General features: G+C 29.5%; 22 protein-coding genes and 1 pseudogene. All 23 read left to right on the forward strand.

The features are described 5' to 3' along the window. Positions 1-2: 2 nt before the first annotated feature. A complete protein-coding gene (locus I6U51_RS12860; RefSeq protein WP_211143017.1) occupies positions 3-1,319 on the forward strand; it encodes a CDP-glycerol glycerophosphotransferase family protein in 1,317 nt (438 codons plus the stop codon). Between the two features lie 2 nt (positions 1,320-1,321). Further along, positions 1,322-1,561, forward strand: a pseudogene (gene rfbC / locus I6U51_RS12865) (dTDP-4-dehydrorhamnose 3,5-epimerase); the annotation flags it as partial. Positions 1,562-1,608: 47 nt separating this feature from the next. Beyond that, positions 1,609-3,048, forward strand: a complete 1,440-nt coding sequence (locus tag I6U51_RS12870; RefSeq protein WP_211143018.1) for a hypothetical protein — start codon at positions 1,609-1,611, stop codon at positions 3,046-3,048. A 76-nt stretch (positions 3,049-3,124) separates the two neighbouring features. Further along, on the forward strand, positions 3,125-4,255 hold the full coding sequence (gene rffA / locus I6U51_RS12875) for a dTDP-4-amino-4,6-dideoxygalactose transaminase (RefSeq protein WP_211143019.1): 1,131 nt from the start codon (positions 3,125-3,127) through the stop codon (positions 4,253-4,255). Beyond that, entirely contained in the window at positions 4,243-4,782 is a 540-nt protein-coding gene (pseH, locus tag I6U51_RS12880) for a UDP-4-amino-4,6-dideoxy-N-acetyl-beta-L-altrosamine N-acetyltransferase (RefSeq protein ID WP_211143020.1), read from the forward strand. Before rffA ends, pseH begins: the two co-directional genes overlap by 13 nt. Next, on the forward strand, positions 4,775-5,737 hold the full coding sequence (locus tag I6U51_RS12885; RefSeq protein ID WP_211143021.1) for a glycosyltransferase family 2 protein: 963 nt from the start codon (positions 4,775-4,777) through the stop codon (positions 5,735-5,737). The genes pseH and I6U51_RS12885 overlap by 8 nt, the downstream gene beginning before the upstream one ends. After that, positions 5,730-6,071, forward strand: a complete 342-nt coding sequence (locus I6U51_RS12890) for a transporter (protein WP_211143022.1) — start codon at positions 5,730-5,732, stop codon at positions 6,069-6,071. Before I6U51_RS12885 ends, I6U51_RS12890 begins: the two co-directional genes overlap by 8 nt. Next, complete coding sequence (locus I6U51_RS12895) at positions 6,061-6,405, forward strand: EamA family transporter (protein WP_211143023.1); 345 nt, start codon at positions 6,061-6,063, stop codon at positions 6,403-6,405. Before I6U51_RS12890 ends, I6U51_RS12895 begins: the two co-directional genes overlap by 11 nt. 238 nt (positions 6,406-6,643) lie before the next feature. After that, complete coding sequence (locus I6U51_RS12900; protein ID WP_211143024.1) at positions 6,644-8,209, forward strand: hypothetical protein; 1,566 nt, start codon at positions 6,644-6,646, stop codon at positions 8,207-8,209. Positions 8,210-8,555: 346 nt separating this feature from the next. Continuing rightward, a complete protein-coding gene (locus I6U51_RS12905) occupies positions 8,556-8,870 on the forward strand; it encodes a hypothetical protein (protein WP_211143025.1) in 315 nt (104 codons plus the stop codon). Between the two features lie 475 nt (positions 8,871-9,345). Continuing rightward, a complete protein-coding gene (locus tag I6U51_RS12910) occupies positions 9,346-10,302 on the forward strand; it encodes a glycosyltransferase family 2 protein (RefSeq protein ID WP_211143026.1) in 957 nt (318 codons plus the stop codon). Between the two features lie 33 nt (positions 10,303-10,335). After that, positions 10,336-11,790 (forward strand): DUF6056 family protein, encoded by a 1,455-nt coding sequence (locus tag I6U51_RS12915; protein ID WP_211143027.1) that lies wholly within the window; start codon positions 10,336-10,338, stop codon positions 11,788-11,790. Positions 11,791-11,807: 17 nt separating this feature from the next. Beyond that, positions 11,808-12,674 (forward strand): glycosyltransferase family 2 protein, encoded by an 867-nt coding sequence (locus tag I6U51_RS12920; protein ID WP_211143028.1) that lies wholly within the window; start codon positions 11,808-11,810, stop codon positions 12,672-12,674. A 4-nt stretch (positions 12,675-12,678) separates the two neighbouring features. Next, on the forward strand, positions 12,679-14,148 hold the full coding sequence (locus I6U51_RS12925; protein WP_211143029.1) for an undecaprenyl-phosphate glucose phosphotransferase: 1,470 nt from the start codon (positions 12,679-12,681) through the stop codon (positions 14,146-14,148). Between the two features lie 192 nt (positions 14,149-14,340). Further along, on the forward strand, positions 14,341-14,565 hold the full coding sequence (locus I6U51_RS12930; protein WP_211143030.1) for a DUF1659 domain-containing protein: 225 nt from the start codon (positions 14,341-14,343) through the stop codon (positions 14,563-14,565). 63 nt (positions 14,566-14,628) lie between these two features. Continuing rightward, positions 14,629-14,847 (forward strand): DUF2922 domain-containing protein, encoded by a 219-nt coding sequence (locus I6U51_RS12935; RefSeq protein ID WP_211143031.1) that lies wholly within the window; start codon positions 14,629-14,631, stop codon positions 14,845-14,847. Between the two features lie 54 nt (positions 14,848-14,901). Further along, positions 14,902-15,024, forward strand: a complete 123-nt coding sequence (locus I6U51_RS12940; protein WP_211143116.1) for a YvrJ family protein — start codon at positions 14,902-14,904, stop codon at positions 15,022-15,024. 314 nt (positions 15,025-15,338) lie between these two features. Beyond that, positions 15,339-15,956 carry a hypothetical protein gene (locus I6U51_RS12945; protein WP_211143032.1) on the forward strand — a complete coding sequence of 206 codons (618 nt, stop codon included), beginning with the start codon at positions 15,339-15,341 and terminating at the stop codon, positions 15,954-15,956. Positions 15,957-16,001: 45 nt separating this feature from the next. Further along, on the forward strand, positions 16,002-16,547 hold the full coding sequence (locus I6U51_RS12950; RefSeq protein WP_211143033.1) for a sigma-70 family RNA polymerase sigma factor: 546 nt from the start codon (positions 16,002-16,004) through the stop codon (positions 16,545-16,547). Then, on the forward strand, positions 16,534-17,367 hold the full coding sequence (locus I6U51_RS12955) for a DnaD domain protein (RefSeq protein ID WP_211143034.1): 834 nt from the start codon (positions 16,534-16,536) through the stop codon (positions 17,365-17,367). Before I6U51_RS12950 ends, I6U51_RS12955 begins: the two co-directional genes overlap by 14 nt. A gap of 15 nt (positions 17,368-17,382) precedes the next feature. After that, on the forward strand, positions 17,383-18,570 hold the full coding sequence (locus I6U51_RS12960; RefSeq protein WP_211143035.1) for a replicative DNA helicase: 1,188 nt from the start codon (positions 17,383-17,385) through the stop codon (positions 18,568-18,570). 705 nt (positions 18,571-19,275) lie between these two features. Then, positions 19,276-21,099, forward strand: coding sequence for a group II intron reverse transcriptase/maturase (ltrA, locus tag I6U51_RS12965; RefSeq protein WP_211143036.1), 1,824 nt, complete (start codon positions 19,276-19,278; stop codon positions 21,097-21,099). A 361-nt stretch (positions 21,100-21,460) separates the two neighbouring features. Next, positions 21,461-24,772: a cell wall-binding repeat-containing protein gene (locus I6U51_RS12975; RefSeq protein WP_211143037.1), complete on the forward strand. Its 3,312-nt coding sequence runs from the start codon at positions 21,461-21,463 to the stop codon at positions 24,770-24,772.

The raw sequence follows: 24,772 nt of genomic DNA on the forward strand, positions 1-24,772 counted from the left end.
AAATGTTTGGAAAAAGAAGAATTCGTATTGTATGGTTAGTTAACGATAGGTATGTGAATAATTTTATAACCGTCTACAGGGAATCCAAGAAGTCATTTGACTTCGATATAAAGGTTGTTGCTGTACCAAGATTGGGATATGAGTTTTCACCTTTTATTTCATCAGAGGAAATATTTGAGTATTTGTCAAGAGAAGGAATAGATTGCGTAAATTGTTATGATAAAGATAAAGGGGATTTTATTGACATTGAATCTTTTAATGCAGACTATATTTTTACGACAACACCATATGATATTTACCTACCAGAGGAATACCGTTCAGACAAAATAATATATTGTGCAAAATTGTGTAATATATTATATGGTGCTATTATGACCCCATTGATAGAGGAAAGTGATTACATGAAAAATGCATATATGATTTTTACTTCGGGGAAAAAGTCTGTACATGAGAATAATAAATGCATAGATATAGGATGCATGAAAATAGATGAGTATTTGCATTATGGAAGGAAAAAATTGCGGAAGAATAATAAATTTCAGGTTGCCTGGAAACCACGTTGGACATTGAATGAGAACGAGTCAAATTTAGTTGCATATATTGATAATTTTTATAAATGGAGTATACAACATTCAGACGTTGAGTTATTATTTATTTCTCATCCGATGCTTAAAGAAAATGCTAAGCATATTGGATGGAAAGAATATTATAAATATATGGATTTGTATGAGAAAACAGATAATATTTCAATTGTTGAGGATGGAAATTTTATGGATGATGTGATGGCTGCAGATGTATTTATTGGGGATATGTGTACAACAATGATTGAGTTTGCAACTACAGGAAAACCTATTATATATACAGAAGGTCATGGGTTTGAAAATGAATTGACGAAAGAAGTTATTAATAATTCATATGTAGCAAGAAATTTTCAGGAGATTATTAGCATATTATCGGATTTGAAATTTGGTAAAGATCCTATTAAGAAAAAAAGAGAAGACGCAGCTAAATCATATTTTACAGTTCCACCAAAAAAAATGTCCTCAGCAAAGTATTTGCTGAGTATATTAAAAAAAGATTTTAAAGAGCATCCTTTTATAAAAATGAAACGTATACGTATCGGGGATGAAGTTATAGTAAATGGCTATGGGAGTTGTAGTGCTTGGGGTGAAAAGGATAATACCCTTAAAATGGAAAGTGTTCATATGAAGGTTTTGGACATAAGAGAAGATGGAATTAATAAATACGGCTGTGCAATAATAGGTAATTCAGATATTACATGTTGGGTTGGAAAAGAAGATGTTATTTACCATAAATAGAAATAATTTTATCAGAAGAAAACAAAAATCAATTTTACATACCGGAAGGTTTTGCTCATGGATTTTTAGTTTTATCTGAAGAAGCAGAGTTTTGCTATAAGTGTACAGGTTTTTATCATCCTAAAGATGAAATTGGTATAATTTGGAACGATCCGTATATAAACATTAATTGGCCAATAGAAGATATTAATGAACTAATATTGTCAGACAAAGACAAAAATTGGTTACCATTAAAGGTCTAAGTAAATGAGTAAATGCACATAAATTTTTTTAATGCAGGGAGATAATAATGAAAAAAGTGTGTCTTAAATTAATTGATACTAGAGAGGGAGTATTTATCTTTGCTTTTATTTTAATGGCATTGTACTTATTTCCTCAAAAGGACTTAATTGCCCGTTCAGGGGATGCTGTGGAAACATGGAAAGTTGTAACAACATTTTTAAACTCTAATCCAGAACACTCTTACGTTATGTACAAAGGTTTTTTATCAATAATACCTAATGTTGTTCTTTATCAACTAGCCTTATTTTGGGGAGTAGATCAGTTCTTTTTTGTAAAGATGTTCAATTGTATTAGTTTTGCGTACATATCGACTATAGGGTTACCTTACTTTTTTTCATATGTCTTTAATAAAAAAATAGAGAATTACAAAATTTATATATTAACTATTATACTTTATTTGGAAATGGGTGTTAATTTTTCTTTTATAAGTGTTGATGCATCTAGCATTGTAGTAATGCTGCTTACTGTTAACAGTGTTATAAGAATTATGACATGTGAAAAAAAGCTACCTTCTATTTACTATTTATACATGGGAATTATTTTTTCAATGTGTACATTGTTTAGTGGACAATACTTACCTACTGTTGTTTGCACTTTACTATTTATTGTTTTTGCAAAAGTTATTCCAATTTTTAGGAAGAAACAAGTTAATATTAAACTAATTAGTATTATAGTTTTTTTTGTTGTTGGGTTTTCAATTGTAAACAGTGCTAATAATTATTTTGTAAAGACCCGCGTACAACCGGTAAGAGATGCAGGGCAATGGTTACCAACTGGAGGCCAGTGGCTACAATTCGCTTTAACAAATAATATGCTTATGTCTAAATATTCTGATGTAACTATACCAGATAATAGAGGTAAAGCAATACTTATAAAAGAAAATAGAGATATTGAATCAATTGAAAAAGGGGGCGGTTCATACAACTATAAAGATTATACAAAGTTGGTGTTAAAATATCCAGTAGAGTTTTTAACGAGATGGTTAAATAGGTTATTCTTGGGAGTTAGTGTTGATAACAACGAAACTAATTATTTTTATTTATTAGGTTCATATACATTGCTATTTTTAAGTTTACTTACATTTAAAAAGAATTGTAAGTGGATAAAAGATGTCTTTGATTCACGTACATTTTTAATTTTAGCTTTGATATTACCATCTTTAGTTCCATGTCTTATGCATGTGGAAATGCGTTATTTTATGTCGATTCAAATATTAATTGCAGGTATAGCACTTTTGTCAGATACACTTTGGAATTCACTTTTGAATTTTAAGGAGTTTATAAAGCAAGTTACAATTGATAGAAAAAATACAGACTCAAGTACTTCAATACAAATAAATTATACATTTGTCAGTTATTTAATTTTTATAACTTTATGTTTTTTATTGTTTGCAACACAGTATGAGCTTTTGGGTCCAACAAATGCAAATATTTTGTTTAAGTTCTAAAAATCAGTATTTAGTAAAAGTACTAACTCTTTTTATATTTTTATTTATTATAGTATACAATTAGGGAGTGAAAAACATGATACCATTTAATAAGCCACCATTTGTTGGTAAAGAAATAGAATATATTAAAAAGGCTATCAAAAATAATAAAATTTGTGGTGATGGAGAATTCACCAAGGCATGTAATAATTGGATTGAACAAAAAACAAAAAAAGCATTACTTACTACATCATGTACTCATGCTCTTGAAATGGCTGCAATACTAGCAGATATTAAAGAAGGTGATGAAGTAATTATGCCGGCATTTACCTTTGTATCAACTGCTGATGCTTTTGTAATGCGTGGTGCTAAAATTGTATTTGTTGATATTCGTCCTGATACCATGAATATTGATGAAAACTTGATTGAGGCAGCAATTACTTCAAAAACAAAAGTAATTGTTCCAGTGCATTATGCAGGAGTAGCTTGTGAAATGGACAAAATTTTACAGATCGCAAAAAAATATAATTTATTAGTAGTTGAAGATGCTGCTCAAGGGGTTATGTCAACCTATAAAGGACAAGCCTTAGGTAGCATTGGTGATTTTGGCTGTTATTCATTTCACGAAACTAAAAATTATTCATCAGGTGAAGGTGGAGCAATATTAATTAGAGATGATAGATATATAGAACGTGCTGAAATTATTCGCGAAAAGGGTACTAATAGAAGTAAGTTTTGGCGTGGGCAAATTGATAAGTACACATGGGTTGATTTAGGGTCATCTTATTTGCCAAGTGAACTCAATGCAGCTTACCTTTATGCACAATTAGAAAGAGCTCAAGAGATAAACAATCATAGGCTAGCTCTTTGGAAATTATACAATAATTCACTAAAATCATTAGAAGAATCAGGTAGAATAGAGTTGCCTACTATTCCAGATGAATGTAAACATAATGCTCATATGTTTTATATTAAAACAAAAGGTATTGAAGAAAGAACTGAACTAATAAAATTTTTGAAAGAAAATGGTATCACGGCTGTTTTTCATTATATACCATTACATACATCTCCAGCAGGATTAAAGTTTGGATATTTTAATGGCGAAGACATATATACAACAGCTGAAAGTGAAAGATTACTTAGATTACCAATGTACTATTCTCTTACAGAAGATGAGGTGCGTTATGTAGTTAAAAAAGTTGAGGAGTTTTATAGATGGGTGTGTTAATTTTAGATAATGAAAAAATATATCTTAGAGAAATATCATTTTCAGATACTGATAATATAATTAAATGGAGAAATAGTCTTTATGTTAAGCAAAACTTTATATATCAAAAAGATTTAACAAGAGAAGAACATGAATCATGGATAAAAACTAAGGTGAAATGTGGTAAAGTTAAACAATTTATAATTATTGAAAAGGGAAATAATAATCCTATTGGCTCAGTATATTTAAGAGATATTGATTATAACAACAGTAAAGCGGAATTTGGTATATTTATTGGCGAAAAAACAGCACTAAATAAAGGATATGGAACAATAGCTACAAATATGATTACAAAGTATGGTTTTAATCAGTTAGGGTTAAATAAAATCTTTTTAAGAGTTTTTGAAAATAACGTTCATGCAATCAGAAGTTATGAAAAATCTAATTTTATTCAGGAAGGCTTATTTAAGCAGGATGTATGTATTGATAAAAAATTTTATAATATTATATTTATGAGTATCTTTAAAAATGGTGATTCAAATGATTAATAAAAAATTATCTTTTGTTATTCCGTGTTATGGAAGTGAAAAGACTATTGAATCTGTAATAGAAGAAATAGTAAATACTGTAAGTTACAAAAATCCTTATGAAATTATATGTGTAAATGATTGTTCACCAGATGGAGTATATGAGGCTTTGAAAAGCTTAGCAAGAAACAATGAAAATATAAAGGTATTAAATTTGGCTAAAAATTTTGGGCAACATAATGCATTAATGGCTGGATATAGGCATGTAACTGGAGATATAATCATTTCCCTTGATGATGATGGACAAACTCCTGCTAAAGAATGTTATAAACTGATCAATGCTTTAAATGATGACAAGGATGTAATATATGCAAGATATGCACAAAAAAAACATTCATTGTTTAAAAATTTTGGTAGTAAGATGGCTGCTTGGATGGGGAAGGTATTACTTAATATTTCCAAAGATTTATATATATCAAGCTATTTTGTTTGTAAGAGATATGTAATAAACGAAATAATAAGATATGAAAATCCATATTCATATCTTGGTGGTTTGATAGTTAGAGCAACTAAAAAAATTGGCAATGTTGATATAAACCATAGAGCAAGGGAAGTAGGTAGAACCGGATATACATTTAAAAAACTAATATCTTTATGGCTTAATGGATTTACAGCTTTTTCAGTAAAGCCTCTTAGAATAGCTACAATATTAGGATTTGTTTGTTCTTTATTTGGCTTTACATACGGCATATGGACAATAATCAAAAAGATGTTCATAAATTCCAGTTCACCAATGGGATATAGTTCTATGATGGCTGCAATTATGTTTATTGGTGGAATGATAATGTTAATGCTAGGGCTGATTGGTGAATATATTGGACGAATTTACATAAGTATAAATAATGCACCACAATATGTTATCAGAGAAAAAATTAACTATGATATACAAGATCAAAAGGAAAAAGTATATGAATAAGATTAAATCATATATATTACTACATATGATGTTGTTGATGTTATCTATTGGAGGAATATTTTCCAAATTAGCATCAAGGCAAGAATTTTTATCAGTACAATTCATTTCACTTTATGTAGGAAGTTTGATAGTACTATTTATATATGCTATTGCATGGCAACAAATTTTAAAACACATACCTTTGACAGTAGCATATGCTAATAAAGGAATATCCCTTATTTGGGGTATGATATTTGGTAATGTTTTTTTTAGTGAAGTAATTACTTTAAATATGATAATTGGTGCAGTTATTGTATTTTTAGGTATATTAATGGTGGTGAGTGATGAAGTATAACTTATTATATGCAATTTTTTATTTAGTTTCTGTTTTTTTAGCTAGTGTATCACAAATAGTATTAAAAAAAAGTGCAGGTATTAAATATAAACGAAAGATTGACGAGTATATAAATAAAAATGTAATTATAGCATATTTAATATTTTTTACATGTACTTTATGTACTTTATTTGCATTAAAGAAAATACCATTATCTCTAGCACCAATATTAGAAAGCACCGGATATATATATGTTGCTATACTCTCTTTAATAATATTAAAAGAAAGAATTACTAAGAAAAAATTTATTGGTCTTTTACTTATTATTGTTGGAGTTGGAATAAGTGTTTTGTAAATTACATTGGAATGATAACTATTTTAGCAACCGTTCTAATGACAAGATTGCTACTAGCAACAAAGGCTTGATTAATTGATATAATAGAAGTCTTTAATGGTAGAGTTTATTGATAGCAACAATAATGGTAAATCAGAATTTGTTAATCGCAAATTAAATAGAAAGGTATGTTATGAATATAACTTATAGCAACTATACCACTTATTTATATACTGCTAAGGAAGGTTGGAGAAATAAATTGACTAAAATAAAAGAAGCTATTTTAAAAAATAAAAAATTTGCTATAATTCTCGTTATTTCTTTAAGCCCTGGATTTATAACGGCTCTTCTTGTCCATTTTATACTGAATTCTAAACTTTCAAATTACACGTTATCTGGCTCTTTAATGGGAGGAGTTTGGAATGATCAAATATGCTATTGGCTAGAAGCAACTTCTTTTAAAGCAAAAGGGTTCGATCAAGGGTTTTTCGGGATTAATGAAATGGTGAAATATAGCGGTTTTTCCATTGGAGTACATGGGCCTTTTTATAAAATACTTATTGGGGGGCTAGCCCATTTATTTAACACGCCATTTCTCTTAGGGCCAGTTCTAAATTCTGTTTTGATTGCATTGAGCTTTATCTTTTTTGTTTATTATACCAAAATTAGAACGAGACGCGCGATGCTTGTGATGGTTGGTATTGTCTCATGTTGGACCGTTTTACTCTGTATTCCTACTCAGATGGAAGAATCTTTAAATCACGCTTTTGCTATCGCGCTTGCCGCTGCTTTTTATCGCCTATTTTTTAATTTAAAAAACGGCCATCGACAATCAAAATCATCATTAATTCTTTCGATTGTTTTTATAACAATACTTAGTTTTTTACGGCCGACCTGGTGCTTTTTAATTTTTGTCACAATGCTATTCTTTTGCCAAATGTTCGATTTTCATAAAAGAATAAAGCGTATAGGTAGTATTATTGCATCGCTTTTTTATTGCGCTTTTTTTGGAATTTATATGATTAAAGGTTTTGAATATTATCCAAGTTCATTTACATTATTTATAAATGAATTTCATCAAAATAAATCAGCTGCAATTAAAATGATTATTGATTTGGCTTTTGCTAATTTTAAAATATTTTTCAGTTATAAAATTTCGAATTCTCTGGAAATATTTGAACGTTGCGTTGTATTGTTTTTTTTATTATGGATTTTAATTTTATTAATTAGGAACTTGATACAATTTAAAAATTTAAAAAATATAAAAACTTTTGCTGATATTTTCAGATGTCTATTCCATCTTTATAATTTGATTGCAATAATATGCATTGATTCTATTTTTTATAGCGTTGGAAATTATTATGATTTGCGTATAGTAGCGCCTCATTTATTGTTGTCTATTACGATAGAAATTGCTTTTTTACAATATGACTTTATTAAGCAAGTTTTAGCAATAAATTTGATTGGGTGTTTTCTGTTTTTACAGGTATATGCATCTTCGATCATTTCAAATTTTCCAGTAAACAAGATTTCTCCTACTATTAATATTTCTAATTACATTAATTATAAAGGTAATTCAAACTCGTGGAGAAATACTATGTTAGTATCGTTGAATCTTTATTCAAGTGATCTTGTTACATTGCCCGAAGGATTTGGCGCTTCTATTTTTATTGCTCAATATAAGCCAGTAGCAAAAATAAAGTCTCAATATCTTTACCTTGATGCATCGGATTACCAATATATTGTTAATCTTAAATTAGCTAACTTGACTCCAATCTATTCAAATAATGGTAATACATTATATATAAATAACTCTTATAAATGATTTCATTGTTAATGCTATTGACGAGCATATGGAACGCATACAGACTGATTATGACAATTTGCCAAAGGCAAAGAAGTGGCACAAATCAGAATAGGGCAAGGCAAAGATTAAAAGGAAGAGAATCCGTATTGTATGGTTAGTTAACGATAGATATGTGAATAATTTTATAACAGTTTACAGGGAATGCAAGAAGTCATTTGACTTTGATATAAAGGTTGTTGCTGTACAAAGATTGGGATATGAATTTTCACCTTTTATTTCATAAGAGGATATATTTAAATATTTGTCAGGTTAAGGAATATATTGAATAAAATGTTATAATAAGGAGAAACAAGAGTTTATTATATTGAATCCTTTAATAGCGGAAATTGATTACATGAAAAATGCACATATGATTTTTACTTCGGGAAAAAAGTCTGCATATAATAATAAATGCATAGATATAGGGTGTATGAAAATAGATGAGTATTTGTATATAGTAAATGGCTATGGAAGTTGTAATGCTTGGGGTGAAAAGGACAAGGCTCTTAAAATGGAAAGTGTTGACATGAAAGTTCTGGACATAAGAGAAGATGGAATCAATAAATACGGCTGTGCAACAATAGGCAATTCGAATATTACATGTTGGGTTGGGAAAGAAGATGTTATTTACTATAAATAGGAACAATATAAGATACCATCAACATTAATATTTTGCTTTTTTATATACCTTATGAAGTAGTGATGATCACCAAGATTAAGCAAGTTCGTGCCATCGATATGGTACCAAGTACCACACAAGAATGCAGAAATATACCTCATAACTTAAGACAGGTGAAAAATTGTCTTTTTTATAAAGATTATTTATATCTTCAAGTTATACTAAACACATAATAATATCTGTGGAAAGATCATATCATGTTAAGTGATTGTTAAATTTTGCTTTATAAATAAAAATTATAATTACTAAAATATAAATTTCACAGGGTATAATTAGAACAAGTATTACAACAAGAAAAGGTATATTATGAACATGACTTATAGAAAGTTCAAGGGCTTATATATTTTGTAAGATTCGCATAGAACGTGAACAATACAGATACGCTCTAGTATAAATTTAAAATACAGAAGCAAAATGTCTAGAATTGAGGTAGTATATGTTGATTTCAATAGTTATTCCAAATTATAATGGAGAAAGATATTTAGATAATTGCATAAAATCGTTGTTAAATCAAGTTTATAGGGATTATGAAATAATAATTGTGGACAATGCTTCAATTGACAACAGTTGTAACTTAATTTTAGAAAGGTATCCAATGATAAGCTTGATAAAACTAGATGAAAATTATGGGTTTAGTAGAGCAGTTAATGAAGGAATTAAAGTATCTCAAGGTGAGTATGTAGTCCTTCTTAATAATGATACAGTAGTAGAAAATACTTGGCTTTTAAATCTTGTCAATTGTATAGAGAAAGATAGAAAGATATTCTCTTGTTGCAGTAAAATGATAAGATATCATGAAAAAGATAAAATTGATGATGCAGGAGATGAGTATACTATTTTAGGTTGGGCTTTTAAAAGAGGAGACGGAGAATCCATAAAGCATTACTCTAAAAATAAAAAAGTATTTAGTAGCTGCGCTGGGGCTGCAATATATAGAAAAGAAATATTTAATGAAATAGGTTATTTTGACGAAAACTTCTTTGCTTACATTGAAGATTTAGATATAAGTTATAGAGCAATGATATACGGATATAAAAATTTATATTGCAGTAATGCTTATGTATACCATATAGGTAGTGCAACTAGCGGCAGCAGACATAATAGTTTTAAGGTTAAACTAGCAGCAAGAAATAATGCATATTTAGTATATAAAAATATGCCAATTATTCAGGTGTTATTTAACTTACCTTTCTTAATTGTGGGATGGAGTATAAAACTTTTATTCTTTTATTATAAAGGATTTGGTAAAGAATATTTAAGTGGCATTAAGGAAGGAATTATAAATCTAAAAAGGATTAGTAAAATAAAGTATAGAAATAAAAATTTTATTAACTATATAAAAATTCAGTGGTATATAACGATTAATTTATTTAAAGTTATATTAAAACTTTAAGTAAAATTACAAGAAATATAGGTGATTAAATTTATGATTTTTAAAGAAAAATATAAAAGATATATAAATTTATATATCAAATTTATGATGATATTAATATTTATATTAGTATGCTTATGTGGAGTTCTTCAGCCTATTATGGCAGACGATTACGTATATTATAATGATGTACATAACCTAGGCTTACTTAAATATATGAACAAATACTATTTTAATTGGAGTGGAAGAGTTTTTAGTACATTTACAATAGGTATTATAATGAAGAATGACTTTATTAATAATTTTATTGGAATTTTAAATGGAATAGTATTAATTTTAGTTATATTTTTATCTTTAATAATAGCATTAAAAAGAAAGCCCAAAGTTTTTTCTGAAGACAGACTAACATTTTTGCTTATATTTTGTACTGCCTGGTTTGGAATGCCTGTGCTAGCAGAATGTTTCTATTGGAAAACAGGTGCGGCATTTTATTCTTATCCTATTTGTTTAGCTTTAATATTTACTTTACCTTATGTGTTTTATATAAAAAATTTTAACTGTAAATATAGTAAATATAAAGCACTTTTTTCAATTGTTATGTTTTTACTTGGTATTATAGTGGGTTTTTCACATGAACAAATTTTTGTAGCTATCTTTTTCTCTAGTATAGTATTCTATAGACACTGTTTTAAAAAAGTTAAACATAAAGAAATTCCTTTATACTTAATATTGGGAACCATTGGTTTTATTATAGGTGGTATGATTCTAATATGTGCCCCAGGCAATTTTGCAAGAATGAAGACTGCAGAAGCCTCAGCTCTTTATAAAGTAGCCGCCCTAGGAGGATATTTTTTAATTTATTATTTTATAAATGGAGCTCAAAAGCTTTGGATTTGGATCGTTACAATTTTACTTGTTGTATATATAATAAAAATACAAAGTCCTAAAAAACATTTATTTACTAGAAATATAAAATGGTGTTTATTTTGGATTGTGGTCGCCTTTTGCAGCATTGCACCCATGTTTGTATTGGCTAGTTCAGTAACTGCTAGAACCTGTTCTTCATTCATAATATTTTTATGTATAGCTCTTGCAGCGCTACTTAATTGGGATTCTGATACTTTAAATAAATTTAATAAAAGTAGACTTGGGATAATAGTAACTGTATTTTTAGTCAATATATTATTTGGTGATTTATTAGTGGGTGTAGCCAATAATTATATGTTGGACAATCAGCTTAAAAAAAGAGACAGTTATATAGTTACCCAAAAAAGTAAAGGTATAAAAGATATAGAAGTAGCTCCCTTTGATATATATCCGCATGTAGCTACCTATATTTATGATATAAAAATTGATCCTAATCATTGGACTAATATTAGTGTAAAAGACTATTACAATATAAATTCTATAAAAATAAATTATTCACTACAAAAGCATGAAGTTGAAGAGTCTTTAGATATTGTAGAATCAATTAAACATTATTGGGAAAATAAATTTAAAAAGAAATAAATTTAGGATGTGCTTTTATGGATTTATCAATAATAATAGTAAATTACAACACGAAAGAATTACTAAAACAAACAATACAATCTGTTATAGATACGACAAAAAATATAGATTATGAAATAATAGTATCAGATAATAATTCCACTGATGGAAGCATAGAAATGGTAGAAGAATATTTTCCACAAGTTAACCTAATTAAAAACAAAGATAACTTAGGTTTTCCAAAAGGAAACAATGTTGCCATAAAAAAATCAATTGGTAGATATGTACTCCTTCTAAATTCTGATACAGTAGTTATAGATAACTGCCTTGAAAAATGTATTAAATATATGAATTCACATAAAAATATTGGAGTTTTAGGTTGTCGAGTTGTCCTTAAAGATGGACAACTTGATCATGCATGCAAGAGAGGATTTCCAACTCCAGAATCCTCTTTATTTTATATGTTAAAATTGTATAAGTTATTTCCAGATAGTAAAAAATTTGGACAATATACATTAAGTTATCTACATGAAGATGAAATAAATGAAGTAGACTCCTTAACTGGTGCTTTTATGATGCTTAGAAAAGAAACAATAGATGAAGTTGGTCTTTTAGATGAAGAGTTTTTTATGTATGGTGAAGATATAGATTGGTGCTATAGAATAAAGGAAGCTGGATGGAAAGTAATGTACTATCCAGAAGCTAAAATAATTCATTACAAGGGTGCAAGCAGTAAGAAGAAGCGTTTTAAGACACTTTATGAGTTTCATAGAGCTATGATTTTATTTTATGATAAACATTATAGACTTAAGTATAATATATTTGTTACTATATTGGTATATTTAGGTGTATGTGTAAAATTTATTTTATCTCTTTTTGTAAATATATTTAAGAAAAGAGGATAGGTTTATGATAAAAGAAAATCAAAAATATTTAAATAGGTTTTTAGTAGTAATGGATGCATTAGGTATAGCAGTAGCGCTTATATTGGCTTGGTATATAAGATTTAAAAGCGGAATTTTAAATGCTCCAGATGAAGGTGGATATTTGACCTTTAGAGAATATTTAAAACCTGTTATATGCATAATTCCTATTTATTTATTTATTTATAATATATTTAATCTATATACCCCTTATAGATTTAAGAGTATATATCAGGAATTTGTAAATATACTAAAGGCTAATATAGCTGGTATTTTAATTTTTATACTTGTATTATTTATATTTAAAGAAACAGATTATTCTAGATATCTTCTTTTTATTTTTAATGGAATATCCATATTTTTTACTACTGCTGAAAGAGTTCTTATAAGGGTGTTTTTAAGGCATGTAAGAAAAAATGGATATAATATGAAGCATATTCTCATAGTAGGCTATAGCCCTCTTACTATAGAACTTTTAAAAAGACTTAAAAGAAATAAACAGTGGGGATATAATGTATTAGCTATAATTGATAATAATAAGAATTTACATAAGAAAGATATAGAATATAGTACCTTAAGTGAATATAAAAAGTCTTTTGGAGAAGTAGCTGCATCCGTGCAGGTGCCAGAAGATATATGCGTAATTGACAAATTGCAATTTTGTTTGGATAACTATGACATAGATGAAGTTTTTATAACTTTATCTATTGATGAATATAATAAGTTAGGTCATATTATTAATACATGTGAGAAAAGTGGTGTAAGAACTCAAATTATACCTGACTATTACAAATATATTCCTGCTAAGCCATATGTAGAAGAGGTAGATGGTTTACCAATAATCAATATAAGATATATCCCATTAGATAATTTAGCTAATAAGATGATTAAGAGATTTTTTGATATAAGCATATCTTTAATAAGTATAGTTTTATTTTCTCCTATAATGTTAGCAACAGCTCTAATTATAAAACTAACTTCACCAGGTCCTATTCTTTTTAAACAGGAAAGAGTAGGGCTTAATAAAAAGACCTTTAATATGTACAAGTTTAGATCAATGCATATACAAAAGGATGAAGAAGAAAAAGTTCAGTGGACAACAGAAAATGACCAAAGAAAAACTAAATTTGGTTCTTTTATACGAAAAACAAGCATAGACGAATTACTACAGCTATTTAATGTGCTAAAAGGAGATATGAGTTTAGTTGGTCCAAGGCCAGAAAGGCCTTACTTTGTAGACAAGTTTAAAGAAGAAATACCAAAGTACATGGTAAAACATCAGGTTCGTCCTGGAATTACTGGATGGGCACAGGTTAACGGATGGAGAGGAGACACCTCTATAGAAAGAAGAATAGAGTGTGATATCTATTACATTGAAAACTGGAGCTTTTGGCTTGATGTAAAGATTATGCTTTTAACTGTATTTAAAGGCTTTGTAAATAAAAATGCATATTAAAAATGAGAGCTTATCCTTGTAAAGGCATCGGGGACTGCTTACAGTTGTAAGCGTGTGATAAGTTGGAATCAGAGATATGATAAATATGGTAGGAATAACAGAAAGAAGTCTGTTGTTCCTATTTTTTTACCTCAAAAACCTGCCTATCTCTCCTTCATCTGTGTATATATATGATGAAGGGAGTTGGTAAATATGGCTGCAACAGCAACAAAACTGCAGACTAATCTAGTACTAAAATACAAGGACGGTGTAGACCAAAAAGGAAAAGAAGTAATAAAGAAACAGAGGTTTTCAAAAGTGAAAACTACAGCCTCAGATCAAGACATCTATGACGTATCCTTAGAAATAGAAAAGCTTCTTGGGAAAACCTTAAATGAGATTATAAAAGAAGAGCAAAGCGGATTAATGAACGCATAGTAACTATTTAGGATGTAGTAAAAGTACTACATTCTAAATACAAAAATGAAGGGGGAAAATAATATGGCTAAAACATTAGTTATGAACTTTTTAAATGAATCAGGGAAAAAGGTGGCAATAAGAGTTAATAATATAAAGGAAGATGTAAAAGAAACAGAGGTAAGTGCTGCTATGGATGCTATAATTTCTAAAAATATATTTGCATCCAGCGGCGGGGATTTAAAAATAAAAGATTCAGCAGAACTTACAGATAAGACATCTACTGAACTACAAGTTAAGTAGACATAGCGCCTCTATACAAAGAAGGTGAAGATTTTGAATAGTGAACTGCTGAACATGGTAGGTAGTTTTGGATTTCCTATAGCAGTATCTGTGTATCTGCTAGTTAGGTTAGAAAGCAAGCTCGAGATGTTAACAGTTAGCATTAATAATCTCTCTAATGTAATAAAAAAATCTTAATAAAAAGGCTCATGCAAGAAATTTGATCTTGCATGGGCCTTTTTTTATTTGAAAACAATAAAAAATTTACAGCAAGAAATAAGTAGTAAAATGCATAATTGTATATTATATTGAGTTATTTTATAACAAATTACAACTAATATGGATAGGAAATGTATAATTAGATTGTTAATTGACATATTTTAGGATAAAATAACGAAGGATTTTTTTGAAAAAATGTCTCGGAGCTTAGGGGTAAATCGTCCCTATTATATGTAGAGGGATTTATAGAAGTGAAAAATATTATTCAAAATTAGTATGGGGGGATTATATTAATGCTATTTAAAAGATTAACTGAAGAAAAGAAGAAAGAAATAATGCAAAAAGTAATGAGAAGGGAAATTAAGGACTTGGATGAATTTATAGATGCATTTCAACCATTAATATGGAAGAGGTATTATATAGAATCTAAAAAAGTTTATAACCTCAATCAAGAAGATTTTAGTCAGCAGTGCAGATTAATAATAATAAAATGCTTAAAAAACTTTAAAGGTAATGTATTTGGAGAATTATGCAATTATATTGTTATATCTCTAAATAATGGAGTAAAGGATTTCGTAAAAAAGAAAATTAACTATGACAAGTACAATGTTTTAGGTCAGGAGCCAGACTATGTTTATAACTTAAAAGCATCATATTTAGAATACTCTTTAGAAGAAGAAATAGTGAACAAAGTAACTGTAGTGCAAAACTACGATAAATTTATAAAAAATCGAATACCAAAAAAACAGGAGGCAGTACTTATAGCATTTTGTTCAGGAGAAGAAGCGGTAAAAGATTATATTTTAAAAACAGGGATAAAGAATGAAAGTTTTAGAAAATGTCTAAATAGAGCAATTATTAGTGTAACAAAGATGGTTAAAATAGGTGAGTTACAACAATTGGAAGGATGATGAGGGGGTTTTAGTATAAATAATGAAGATATAAGAAACAAAATTATGCTAGCGAAAACAGGAGACAAAAAAGCACTAGAAGAAATAATTATAAAATTTACTCCTTTTATAGTGAAAACTGCTAAAAGAACTTACATAAGAGGATATGAATATAGAGATTTAATACAAATCGGACAAGTCTCTGTAATAAAAGCGGTGAATATGTTTGATGTAAATAGAATAGGAAGCTTTACTACCTATGTAATGAATGCAATTACTAGAAACTTTTACAACCTAATAAGGTGTAATGTAAAAGAAGGGTGCTGCTGCAGTCTAAATAGTATTATTGACTGCGGCGCAGAATTAATTGATGTAATACCATCAGAGGAAAATTTAGAAGAAGGCTTTGAAAAGAAAGAAGAGAGAATGCTGCTGAAAAAAGGATTAGATAACTTATCTTTAAAGGAAAAAGAAATTATATATTGGTTTTACTTTGAAAATAAGACGTTAAATGATTATGCTAAAGCAAAAGGAATATGCTACAGAACAGCAGTGGAGAGAAAAAAGAAAGCGCTAGAAAAACTTAGGGGGAATTTTTATGGCAACTTATAGACAAATACAAACATCCTTTTGGCAGGATGGATTTATAATGGAGCTTACACCGGAGGAGAAGTATTTTTACTTTTATCTTATGACAAATCAAAAGACAACTCAATGTGGGATATTTGAAATTCCAAGGTTAATTATAGAAGCAGAAACCGGTTATAATGGAGAAACTGTGGACAAACTTATAAAGCGATTTGTGGATTATGGAAAGATATTATATTGCAAAGAAACTAAAGAAATAATGATTGTAAACTGGATTAAATATAATTTTATAAATAGCAAGAACACTATGCTCTGCATAAATAAAGAGCTTAAAAAGGTTAAAAATAAAGATTTTGTAAATGGATTTTATAAAATATGTGTAGATATGGATTATCCTTTAGATATTATTTTTAAAGGAATAAATCTATATGAGAATAGTGATTCTGAGAAGGAAGAACTTAGCGGGGGCTTACAAGCCCCTTGCAATGACCTAGGGGAAGAAGAAGCAAAAAAAGAAATATATAAAAAAGCAGCTAATAAAGAAGCAAATAATACAGATGGAATAGGCCTAGTTATATGTGAATTTAATAAAAATATGGGGGAGGCTGCGCTAGAAGACATTGAAAAAATTGCTGCTTTTGCAGAGGAGTTTGATAATAAGGTCATACTTGAGGCTATATATGAGGCTGTAAAGTATAAAGCAAAAAGCTCTGCATACATATGGTCTATACTTGAAAACTGGAAAAGCTTAGGCTTGATTACTATGGACAAATTAAAAAAATATAGAAATATTAAAAAAGAATCTAATAAGTGCAATGCAGATGCCTATAAATACATAGAATAGGGGGATTAAGCTAATATGAATTTAAGTAATATAAGCAATATAGAAGCTGAGCTAAGTGTAATAGGAGCTATACTTGTAAAAAATGACGCTATATGCGAGGTTATAAATTTTTTAAAGCCAGAGGATTTTTATGATTTGAAAAATGGAATAATATATAAAAATCTAAAGGAATTGTATGAAAGTAACATACCTATAGACATAATAACTCTTGCTGAAAGACTAAAGGATACCTTAAAAGAAATTGGTGGGATAACATATCTAAGTAAGATTATTAATTCAACGGTTACATCTAAGGGCATAAAGGAACATGGAGAAATAGTAAAGGAAAAAGCCAGCTGCAGAGAGTTTTTAAAGATTCTTAACAGTTCTTTGGACAAACTAAGCAAAGGGGAATTTTCTTCAGAGCATTTGATTAGCTACACTCAAAACTCTCTTATAAATGCTAAAAGCTTAGAAAGCAGAGATACTGGAAGAGTTGAGAAAATAATGGAGAGCTTCATGGATACTCTTCAAACAAGGTATGAAAATGGTGGAGATATTCAGGGAATAAAAAGTGGATATAAATTAATAGACAGAATGCTTGGAGGTTTATCCAAGGAAGATTTAATAATACTTGCCGCCAGACCTTCTATGGGAAAAACAGCAATGGCCATTAATTTGCTTTTAAATACTGTATTAAAACAAAATGCTAAAACCGCCTTTTTTAATCTAGAGATGGGAATAAAGCAGATAGTGGATAGAGTTGTGTCTATACATACAGCAATACCTATGAACTCTATAAAAAATGCATCCCTTACAGAGGAGCAGTGGTATGATGTTACTAAATCTGCATCAATTTTAGCTCAATCTAGTATTAAGATGTATGACAAGATACTTACTTTAGCTTCAATAAAGGCTGAGTGCAGAAGACTGAAAATTAAAGAAGGTCTTGATATAGTTGTAATTGACTATTTGCAGCTTATAGACAGTGAAGAAAGACAGGAAAACAGAAATCAGGATATATCAAAGATAACAAGAAGCTTGAAGCTTATGGCAAAGGAGCTTGATATAACTGTAATAATCCTTTCTCAGCTTTCAAGAGCCCCAGAGTGTAGAAGTGACCATAGACCATTACTTTCTGATTTGAGGGAGTCTGGTAGTATAGAGCAAGACGCAGATATAGTTTTGTTTTTGTATAGAGATGAGTGTGCGACACGTTCCTAACTTAAAAGGTTAGGCATTAAAGAAAGTGTTTCTTCTTTAAGAGAACTGATAATTTGAAAAGTCAAATGAGGGAGTAACGTCTTGAATGGCTTTCTCTAATACTCCGAATAGCAATTTCTTTAATAAGAAAGAAATTGTTATAAGCTCGGTGAAGTCGGCTGAGATTACACCCTAAGGAGCGGAAGCTCTAGGAAAAGCGAACCAGAGGTGGTCGAGTGTAAGATAGGTCGGGAGTCCACAAAGTATCTATGGTAAGAATGTCTGAAAACGTAAGACTGACGAAATTCTGAATGTAAGAGTCTAAACTCTAATGAAATAGAAATGTTTCACCTACCTAAGTTGTAAGGCTTGTGAGGATGAGTAAAAATACTCGTTATGAAAATCCTTATACTGTTACAGGCAGTATCAAGCAAGCAGGCTCATAGGAATTACCTAAGGATATATGAAAGGATAGAATTATTGGAACGTGGTAAGCTGATAACATGGAGGACTTATTTCCATTGAAGTGTTAGCAAGGAAAGACTAAAGTTATAACTTGCTTTTATGTCAGTGAAAGCAGTGGCACAGTACCGTTGAAACTAGCGAAAGCTAGCGGAGGGATAGCCACAAGTCAATATTGTTAGAAATTTATTATTGCGTAATATTATTAGGTTCGAGTAAGACTAAAAGAAGCTGAAACTTAGAAATAAGGAAAGAGGCTGACTAATGACAACAGATGATAAGAAGATTAATAAGAAAGATCAACTAAGAAATAACGAATATTACAATTTTCAAGAGATACAAGATAACTTGTACTCTAAAAGTGAAAGAGGAGAAATTTTTAATAATCTTATTCCTATAATAAGTAGTAGAGAAAACATCTTATTAGCTTTTAGAAATATAAAGAAAAATAAAGGGAGCAAAACCAAGGGAACCAATAATACTACTATTAAAGATATTGAGAAGATGGGAGAAGAACAATTAATACTCTATATAAGACATAGAATTGCAAATTATTTCCCACATTCAATAAGAAGAAAAGAAATTGAAAAAGATAATGGTAAAATTAGACCTTTGGGGATACCCACTATGGAAGATAGAATAATACAACAGTGTATAAAACAGGTTATAGAACCAATAGTAGAAGCAAAATTTTATAAACATAGTTATGGGTTCAGACCTAACAGAAGCACTGAACACGCAATTGCAAGGCTATTTCACCTTACAACATGCAATAAACTTCACTATGTCGTAGACATAGATATTAAAGCTTTCTTTGATAACGTAGACCATGGAAAACTTCTAAAACAAATATGGAGTATTGGGATACAGGACAAAAATTTGATATGTGTAATATCAAAAATGTTAAAGGCAGAAGTTGAAGGATATGGGATACAACAAAAAGGTGTCCCGCAAGGTGGAGTAATATCAACAGTTCTTGCAAACATAGTGTTAAATGAGCTAGATTGGTGGATATATAGTCAGTGGGAAGGTATGAAAACTCAAAATACATATAAAAAGAATGAATGTAAAAGACCTGCTCTCAAAAAAAAATCTAATCTAAAAGAAATGTATATAGTAAGATATTGTGATGATTTTAAAATAGTTTGCAGAAATGCAAAGGATGCACAAAAAGCTTTTGTAGCAGTTAAGAGTTGGCTTCAAGAAAGATTAGGCTTAGAAATAAATACAGAAAAATCAAAGGTTATAAATTTAAGAAAAAACTACTCAGATTTTCTAGGATTTAAACTGAAAATAAAGCCTAAGAAGAAAAATATGGTAGCCAAATCTAGTATATGTGACAAATCAAAAAAGAAAATCATCAAAACTATTAAGGAAAAGATTAAATTAATTAAAAATAAACCCACAATAGAAAGTTGTAATAATTACAATGCAACAATATTAGGACTACAAAACTACTATAAAATTGCATCAAATTGTAATATGGATTTTCACAAAATAGCATTCTTAGTTAGAAAGAACCTATATAATAGTACAAAAAATATACGAAGTGGAACAGGAAGAAAAACAAAAATCTACGAAAGGGTATATGGAAAGTATAATTTCAATGTAATCTATATAGCCCAAATAGCGCTGTTTCCGATTGCAGGAGTAGTAACAAGACCATCACAAAGATTTCATCCAGAAATCTGTTCATATACAGAAGCTGGGAGAAATAAAATTCATGAAAAATTAAGCAATCGTATAAATTTAGGTATAAGATATTTGCTCGAAAATCCTGTTAAAAATGAAAGTTTAGAGTTTAACGACAACAGAATATCATTATATTCAGGACAACGGGGAAAATGCTATATTACTGGTGACCACTTAAATTTAACAGAAATAGAGGTACATCGTAAAATACCACAAAATAAAGGTGGAAACGATAATTATAGCAACCTTATACTTACAACGCAACAATTGCATAAATTAATCCACGAAAAAGATATGAATATAGTGAAATCAAATATAGAAAAAATAAATTTGTGTAATGATGGGTTTGAAAAGCTTATGAAACTTCGTAAACTTGTTGAAAATTACGTGAGATAAAAGAGTAAAATAATATTGATGGAACGCAGTGTGCGATGAAAGTCGCACGCACTGTGTGAAGGAGGGGAAAAGAAGGAGATAATATCAAGTTCTTACCTATTCCTATATTATAATGGAGACAGTGAAAGTAAGGGAATTATAGAATGTATAGTGGCTAAAAATAGAAATGGTGAAGTTGGCACTGCTAGGTTAAGATGGAAACCGGAGATTCAGAGAATTGAGAATATGAGTAAGTAATTTTAAATGCATATGGATAAATTTTTAAACAAGAATCTTGTCAACCTTAGTGTTTAAAATTTTGTATTTGTAGTATAATGTTCATATAGTAGATTATTATGGTAAATTAGGAGGGGTTATAACAATGAATTTAAACCGTAGAAAAGCTATGAGCCGAGCAGTTGCTATATCAATAGCTCTGGCATTAGCTTCACCAACAGTATTAGTTAAAGCTGCACCAGGACAAGTTACGAGAATTGGAGAATCAGATAGCTATGCAACAGCAGCTATAGTTGCTACTACAAATTGGTCTAGTTCCAAAGATGTGGTGCTTGTATGTGGTGAAGGATATGCTGATGCAGTAAGTGCCTCTGTGCTTGCAAAGCAGTTAGATGCACCAATACTTTTAACACAAGCTGCATCACTTAATGGAAATGCTAAGGATGCAATAGATAAGTTAAAGCCACAAAATATATATGTTATAGGTGGTAATGCTTCAGTATCTCAATCCTTAAGAAATGAATTAAAAAACAATAACTATAATTTGATAGAACTCGGTGGAAAAGATAGATATGAAACTAATGTATCTGTTGCTAAGCAATTAGTTAAATTGGGAGTTAGTGCTAATAATGTTATGTTAGTTAGTGGGGAAGGTTTCTCAGACATTTTATCAGCTACGCCTATGGCAGCTTCTAAAGGACAAATAATATTATTAGGAAATAACAATAAGAATACAATGAAGCCAGTGTTAGATTTTATAAAGTCTAATAATTCAAGTGTTACAGTTGTTGGTACAAGCTATTCTATTAATGATAATATATATAAAGCAGTAGGAGCTGTTAATAGAATAAATGGTGGAGCAGATAGATTTGAAACTAATTTGAATGTATTAAATTCATTTAGTAGTGATCTAAATACAAATAAGATATTTATTGCAAATGCTAGTGCTGATAGATATGCAGATGCTTTAATAGCTTCATCTTTAGCAGGAAAATACTCTGCACCACTAGTATTAGTAGACGATGAAAGTTCAACATCTACAGACAAGGCTTTAAGTTATATTAAAAGCAAGATAAAAACATCAACGGATTTAAATGTAATTGGAGGATCAACGATAGTTTCTGATAATATTGTTTCAAAGGTGAATCAATCAGTCCCTGTTGTTAGCAGTCCTACAGTAAAATCTATAGCTTGTAATGGACTAAATCAGATTAGAATCGTATTTAATACAGAAGTTGATGAAGATTCAGCAGAAAATTTAAAGAATTATCAGATTGATGGCAGTGATCTAGTATCAGGTGCTTGCTCTGCTGAATTACAGGAGGACAAAAGAACTATAGCTATTACGTTTTCAAACCCTTATACTCAGTCTAAAACTGTAAATTTTAAAGTTAAAAATGCAATATTAGACAAAAATTCAAGCGGTACCATAACTCCAATCGAACAAAAGGTTACTTTTTCCTCAACTGAGGTACCAACACTTAAGTCAGTAAAAGCCAGAGGTGGTAATAAGGTAGTAGTTGAGTTTACTGAACCAATAAGATTAGATGATAAGAATTTATATTTAATAAAAATTAATAGACAAAGCATTACAAATTATGGATTAAATAAAACTTATACTGTATTTGATAATAAATGTGGAGTATGGACAGATAAGGTAGAACTTTACTTTGATGGAATACTTCCAGAGGGAAACAATGTATTAACTATTCCTAATGGTACTTTAGGAAAGGCCTTTGATAACGCTGCTGGATTTTCTGCTCAATCTACATCCTTAAACTTTACTGTTGATGCAGCGCCAACGGGTACTCCAAAGGTGCTTAGTGTAAAGGGAGATAATACTGGAACAGTTTATATAACCTATGATAGACCTATGGATCAACAAACAGCTTTAGAAGATGGAAATTATAAGCTAAATGGTAATACAATTAGTGTAAGCTCATATGATATAAGCTTTGATAAAGACTCTAACGATACAGTAGTTAAAATCCAAGGATTAGAATATCTATTAAAGGATGGAGAAAATAAATTCATTATAGATGATGATGTTGCAGATACGTACGGAAATAGAATTACTCAATTAGAAACAACCTTTAGTAGAGGGTATGATACAGTTAAACCTAGAGTCACAAGTGTTAATGTAGTTAATGATACTACTATACGAATTAAATTTAATAAAGATGTTTATAACAGCTATGCCACAAATAAATCTAATTATGCATTAGTAAATTCTGATGGTACAGATATCAGTTATAAAATTAGTGATATACGACCAGTTTACAGCACAGGAGAAAACAGTAAGAGAACTTTTGATATTAAATTTGATAATAGTAATGCTTTGAAAGGATCAAAGTATACTTTAACTATTAGAAATATTAGTGATGATAGTTCATATAATAATGTAATGGATACTTACACTACAATTATTTCTGGAAATGGTGATGATAGACCAATTGTTACAGATGTGGTAAAAACCTCAGACTATGATCAACAAGTAGTTGTATTCTTTGATAAAGTTATGGATCAATCTTCGGCTTTAAATCCTGAAAATTATCGTTTCATGGATGGTAATGGAGAGTCTAAAAAACTACCAGTTAGTGCTACCATTACGCCAGGTGCAGATGAAAAAAGTGTAATTATTGATTTCCCATCTGGATATATAATAGATGGTGGAGCTGGAGAAAATCATATAAGTAGATTAAGTATTCAAAATGTGACTGATAAGGATGGAAATGTAATTGAGCCTTTTGCTGATATAATAAGCCGTAGTTATACTACTGGACCTAAGCTAATTGATAACACAGGAAAACTTACTTTTGCTGGTAATGATGTAAAGGTTAGATTTTCACTTACAGCTCCTTTAGACATTATAAATTTAAATGATTTTAGAGTTCATGGTCAAAAACCAGATAGTGCGATTATGATAGGTAGTGATGTAGTCCTTACATTTAGAGCTGGCGCTGATAAAAATGATAAAATAGAAAATATAAAGAATGCTGGAAGTACTGCTAGCATTAGTGTATCTGGTGGAAATTGTAAGGATGCTGCAGGAAGACCACTAAGATCTGGTTCTATTACTCTAGTAATGCCTCCAATTACAAACCCAAACTCATGGAGAGCTACTACTAGTAGATCGGCCTACAGTAATCCTTCTGTAGCTATAGATTTTAATCAAAATATTGATGACGATGTTAGAACTTCTTATTTGGATGACTTCTTGTTTAAAAATGCTACAACTGGGAAAACTCTTACTCCTTTAGATGTAAGTATAGATCGCGATCAGGTTATATATAAATTTAATGTAGGATCAATAAGTGTTGGAGATAAAATAGAAGTACGTGCAAATGATGATGCTAATCTTATTAATATAAGAGGGGAAGCGCATAACGGGAACTATTCGGTATATAGCCCATCGAAAGATGACTTAACAGGTAGAACTTTAAATGTTACAAACTAA

The organism is Clostridium aciditolerans (assembly GCF_016316925.1).
GTDB classification, from domain to species: Bacteria; Bacillota; Clostridia; order Clostridiales; family Clostridiaceae; genus Clostridium_AM; species Clostridium_AM aciditolerans.

Excerpts from the sequence above, each read along its gene's own strand:
- I6U51_RS12860 (WP_211143017.1), top strand. The coding sequence starts at position 3 with ATGTTTGGAAAAAGAAGAATTCGTATTGTATGGTTAGTTAACGATAGG.
- I6U51_RS12870 (WP_211143018.1), top strand. The coding sequence starts at position 1,609 with ATGAAAAAAGTGTGTCTTAAATTAATTGATACTAGAGAGGGAGTATTT.
- rffA (WP_211143019.1), top strand. The coding sequence starts at position 3,125 with ATGATACCATTTAATAAGCCACCATTTGTTGGTAAAGAAATAGAATAT.
- pseH (WP_211143020.1), top strand. The coding sequence starts at position 4,243 with ATGGGTGTGTTAATTTTAGATAATGAAAAAATATATCTTAGAGAAATA.
- I6U51_RS12885 (WP_211143021.1), top strand. The coding sequence starts at position 4,775 with ATGATTAATAAAAAATTATCTTTTGTTATTCCGTGTTATGGAAGTGAA.
- I6U51_RS12890 (WP_211143022.1), top strand. The coding sequence starts at position 5,730 with ATGAATAAGATTAAATCATATATATTACTACATATGATGTTGTTGATG.
- I6U51_RS12895 (WP_211143023.1), top strand. The coding sequence starts at position 6,061 with ATGAAGTATAACTTATTATATGCAATTTTTTATTTAGTTTCTGTTTTT.
- I6U51_RS12910 (WP_211143026.1), top strand. The coding sequence starts at position 9,346 with ATGTTGATTTCAATAGTTATTCCAAATTATAATGGAGAAAGATATTTA.
- I6U51_RS12915 (WP_211143027.1), top strand. The coding sequence starts at position 10,336 with ATGATTTTTAAAGAAAAATATAAAAGATATATAAATTTATATATCAAA.
- I6U51_RS12920 (WP_211143028.1), top strand. The coding sequence starts at position 11,808 with ATGGATTTATCAATAATAATAGTAAATTACAACACGAAAGAATTACTA.
- I6U51_RS12925 (WP_211143029.1), top strand. The coding sequence starts at position 12,679 with ATGATAAAAGAAAATCAAAAATATTTAAATAGGTTTTTAGTAGTAATG.
- I6U51_RS12930 (WP_211143030.1), top strand. The coding sequence starts at position 14,341 with ATGGCTGCAACAGCAACAAAACTGCAGACTAATCTAGTACTAAAATAC.
- I6U51_RS12935 (WP_211143031.1), top strand. The coding sequence starts at position 14,629 with ATGGCTAAAACATTAGTTATGAACTTTTTAAATGAATCAGGGAAAAAG.
- I6U51_RS12940 (WP_211143116.1), top strand. The coding sequence starts at position 14,902 with ATGGTAGGTAGTTTTGGATTTCCTATAGCAGTATCTGTGTATCTGCTA.
- I6U51_RS12945 (WP_211143032.1), top strand. The coding sequence starts at position 15,339 with ATGCTATTTAAAAGATTAACTGAAGAAAAGAAGAAAGAAATAATGCAA.
- I6U51_RS12950 (WP_211143033.1), top strand. The coding sequence starts at position 16,002 with ATGCTAGCGAAAACAGGAGACAAAAAAGCACTAGAAGAAATAATTATA.
- I6U51_RS12955 (WP_211143034.1), top strand. The coding sequence starts at position 16,534 with ATGGCAACTTATAGACAAATACAAACATCCTTTTGGCAGGATGGATTT.
- I6U51_RS12960 (WP_211143035.1), top strand. The coding sequence starts at position 17,383 with ATGAATTTAAGTAATATAAGCAATATAGAAGCTGAGCTAAGTGTAATA.
- ltrA (WP_211143036.1), top strand. The coding sequence starts at position 19,276 with ATGACAACAGATGATAAGAAGATTAATAAGAAAGATCAACTAAGAAAT.
- I6U51_RS12975 (WP_211143037.1), top strand. The coding sequence starts at position 21,461 with ATGAATTTAAACCGTAGAAAAGCTATGAGCCGAGCAGTTGCTATATCA.